A 3054-nucleotide genomic window follows, 5' to 3' on the forward strand; every position below is an offset into this window, starting at 1 on the left:
GAACATCTACCCCGCCGAAGTCGAGCAGATGATCATGGAGCTGCCGGAGGTCGCGTCGGTCGCCGTGATCGGCGTTCCGGACGATCGATGGGGTGAAGTGCCCGCCGCTCTCGTCGTGCTCACCGGGGATGCCTCCCTGACCGAGGGCGCCGTCCGGGGACATCTGGACGGGCGCCTGGCGCGGTACAAGATCCCGCGCCGAGTCGTCTTCATCGACGATCTGCCGCGCACGGCTTCGGGCAAGATCCGCAAGACCGGTCTGCGGGAGGCCTTCGGCCTCTGAACGGCGTCACGCCATCGGCGGCAGCTGGCCGTATTCCTCGTCGGTGACCGGTTCGAGCCACTCGTTGCCGACGCTTCCGCCGGGTGTGATGAACGCGACATGGCTGAACCAGGAGTCGGCCTTCGCGCCGTGCCAGTGCTTGGTACCGGCAGGGACCCGGATCACGGTTCCGGGCTGCATGCTGATCGGTTCGGCGCCCTCGGCCTGAAACCAGCCCGAGCTCTCTCAGCGGTTGACGTAGGCGAGGTGCTCGGCGTTGTAGCGGCTGCCTTGAACGCCGATGCGCCGCACGAGCGCGTCGAGGTCGGCGCGTTCGTCAGCGGACAGCGCGACCTGGGTCGCTGCGACGTTCTCACGGATGCGGGACCTGCGGCGGGTGCCGGGGATCGGGACGATCCACGGCTGCTGGGCGAGCAGCCAGGCCAGGGCGATCTGGCCGGGCGTCGCGTCCTTCCCGTCGGCGAGGCTCCTCACGTGGTCGACGAGGGCCTGGTTCGCGGCGAGGTTCTCCGCCTCGAACCGCGGAACGCGGCTGCGGATGTCGCCCGCGGCGAAGGTCGTGGTCGTGTCGACGGTGCCGGTGAGGAACCCTTTCCCGAGCGGGCTGAACGGCACGAATCCGATGCCGAGCTCCGCGAGCGTCGGCAGCACCTCCGCCTCGGGGTCGCGGGTCCACAGCGAGTACTCGCTCTGCACGGCGGTGACCGGGTGGACGGCGTGGGCGGCGCGGATCGTGGCGGCGGATGCTTCGGAGAGGCCGAAGTGCTTCACCTTGCCCTCGGCGACGAGCTCGGCGACGGTGCCTGCGACGTCTTCGATCGGCACGGCGGGATCGACGCGATGCTGGTAGAAGAGGTCGATCACGTCGGTGCGCAGTCGCCGCAGGGACGCGTCGGCGACGCGGCGGATCTGCTCGGGACGACTGTCCAGGCCGACGCTCTGCCCGTTCTGGATGTCCCAGCCGAACTTGGTCGCGATGACCACCTGCTCGCGGATCGGCTCGAGGGCCTCGCCGACGAGCTCCTCGTTGACGTAGGGGCCGTAGACCTCGGCGGTGTCGAAGAAGGTGACGCCCTCGTCGACCGCCGAGCGCAGCACCGCGATCATCTCGTCGCGGTCGCCGGGGTTGGGGCCGTAGCTCTGGGACATCCCCATCGCTCCGAGCCCGATCGCGGAGACCTGAAGGCCGTGGCCGAGAGTCCTGGTGTGCATGATCACTCCTTCGTCGTGGTGGTCTCGCCGTGCACGGGATGCCGCGGCGCGTCGGCGGTGGGGGCGGTGAGGCTGGCGAGCAGGTTCAGCCGCTCCTGGCTGGCCGACCCGGCCTCGGCGGTGTAGATGAGGAACGACAGGCCGGGTTCGGCGGTCAGCTCCAGCCCCTCGTAGGTGAGGGTGAGGTCGCCGACGTCATGGTGGTGGAACTGCTTCGTGCCGGATCCGTGTCGGCGCACGTCGTGTGCGCCCCAGCGGGTGCGGAACGCGTCGGAGCAGGTGCAGAGCTCCCCGACGAGGTCGTGCAGCTGCTTGTCGCGGGGGTCGTGGCCGGCCTCGGTGCGCAGGATCGCCACGGTGATGTCGGCGGCCTTCTCCCAGTCCGGGTAGAACGTCTTCGCGCGTTCGTCGAGGAAGCAGTATCTGGCGAGGTTGCCCTGCCCGGGTCCGTCGAAGACCTCGTCGTAGAAGGCACGGCCCAGGGCGTTGGTCGCGAGGATGTCCATGCGGCCGTTGCGCACGAACGCCGGACCGTCCGTGATGACCTCCAGAGCGCGCACGAGGCCCTCCCGCGCCACCCACGTCTTCGGCTTGCGACGGCGCACCGGCCGGGCGGCGCCGTTCGCTGCGCGGGCGAGATCGAACAGGTGCTCGCGCTCGGCGTCGTCGAGTCGCAAGGCACGGGCGACGGCCTCCAGGACCGCGTCCGACACCCCGACCAGGTTGCCGCGCTCGATCTTGGCGTAGTACTCCGGACTCACGTCCGCGAGCATCGCGACCTCGCTGCGCCGCAGCCCTACCACCCGCCGGTGGCCGGTGACGGTCAGCCCGGCAGCCTCCGGGGTGACGTTCGCGCGGCGGGACATGAGGAACTCCCGCGCTTCAGTCCTGGCATCCATGCCGTCAACGCTAGATCGGCCCATGCCCGGGAGGGAGTCCCCACCGGTACACCCTTCGCCCGAGACTCCCTCCACGCCGTCCGCTCCGATGCGATGGATCTGCAGACCACGACCGAAGGAGACCGATCATGAGCGCCACACAGAACACGGGCTGGAGCGGCGGCAAGAACGCCTTCGGCGACTTCGCACCGGGAATGGTGCATTACACCGACCGTGTCCTCTTCGACGAGGTGTGGGAGCGGGAAGGGCTGTCCAAGCGCGACCGTTCGCTGGTCACCGTCGCCGCCCTGACCGCGATGGGCAAGCTGGACCAGTTGAGATTCCACCTCGCCTTCGCGCGGCACAACGGCGCGACCGACGAGGAACTCGAGGAGGCCCTGCTGCACCTGGCGTTCTACGCGGGCTGGCCGAACGGCATGGGCGCGACCACCGTGCTGAAGAGCATCGTCGAGGGCGAGGACTGAACCCGGCCCTCCACAGCATCTGCGACGGGTGTGGCGGATAATGGGGTATCCGGCCGATCGAAGGGGAGTCGATGTCGTTCCGAAGCATGCGCACGCTGGGATCGTGGGTCGACGAGTTCGTGCAGCTCGGCTATGAGTTCAGCCAGGTCCGCGTGGTTCCGCAGGATGGTGCGGACGACGCCAATACCGGTCTGGT

Annotated in this window: 5 protein-coding genes; 2 read left to right on the forward strand and 3 right to left on the reverse strand. The window is 69.1% G+C overall.

From position 1 onward, the window contains the following. Nucleotides 1–283: AMP-binding enzyme (locus VJR25_RS06770; RefSeq protein WP_414683750.1), on the forward strand; the 283-nt coding region annotated here is incomplete at its 5' end. A 6-nt stretch (nt 284–289) separates the two neighbouring features. Here the strand turns inward: VJR25_RS06770 and VJR25_RS06775 are convergent. From VJR25_RS06775 to VJR25_RS06785, 3 genes are read right to left on the reverse strand one after another with little or no spacing between them, the layout of a single operon-like run. Then, nucleotides 290–463, reverse strand: a complete 174-nt coding sequence (locus VJR25_RS06775) for a hypothetical protein (RefSeq protein ID WP_324113873.1) — start codon at nt 461–463, stop codon at nt 290–292. Nucleotides 464–508: 45 nt separating this feature from the next. Beyond that, on the reverse strand, nt 509–1495 hold the full coding sequence (locus tag VJR25_RS06780) for an aldo/keto reductase (RefSeq protein ID WP_324113875.1): 987 nt from the start codon (nt 1493–1495) through the stop codon (nt 509–511). 2 nt (nt 1496–1497) lie between these two features. Continuing rightward, complete coding sequence (locus VJR25_RS06785; protein ID WP_324113877.1) at nt 1498–2394, reverse strand: helix-turn-helix transcriptional regulator; 897 nt, start codon at nt 2392–2394, stop codon at nt 1498–1500. Nucleotides 2395–2522: 128 nt separating this feature from the next. Between VJR25_RS06785 and VJR25_RS06790 the strand changes: the two genes are divergently transcribed. Beyond that, complete coding sequence (locus tag VJR25_RS06790; protein WP_324113879.1) at nt 2523–2858, forward strand: carboxymuconolactone decarboxylase family protein; 336 nt, start codon at nt 2523–2525, stop codon at nt 2856–2858. The last annotated feature ends 196 nt before the right edge of the window (nt 2859–3054 follow it).

It is taken from the genome of Microbacterium sp., from assembly GCF_035277845.1.
Classification (GTDB): Bacteria; Actinomycetota; Actinomycetes; order Actinomycetales; family Microbacteriaceae; genus Microbacterium.

Bases quoted from the DNA above. Each gene is read 5' to 3' on its own strand.
- VJR25_RS06775 (WP_324113873.1), bottom strand. From the start codon at position 463: ATGCAGCCCGGAACCGTGATCCGGGTCCCTGCCGGTACCAAGCACTGG.
- VJR25_RS06780 (WP_324113875.1), bottom strand. From the start codon at position 1,495: ATGCACACCAGGACTCTCGGCCACGGCCTTCAGGTCTCCGCGATCGGG.
- VJR25_RS06785 (WP_324113877.1), bottom strand. From the start codon at position 2,394: ATGGATGCCAGGACTGAAGCGCGGGAGTTCCTCATGTCCCGCCGCGCG.
- VJR25_RS06790 (WP_324113879.1), top strand. From the start codon at position 2,523: ATGAGCGCCACACAGAACACGGGCTGGAGCGGCGGCAAGAACGCCTTC.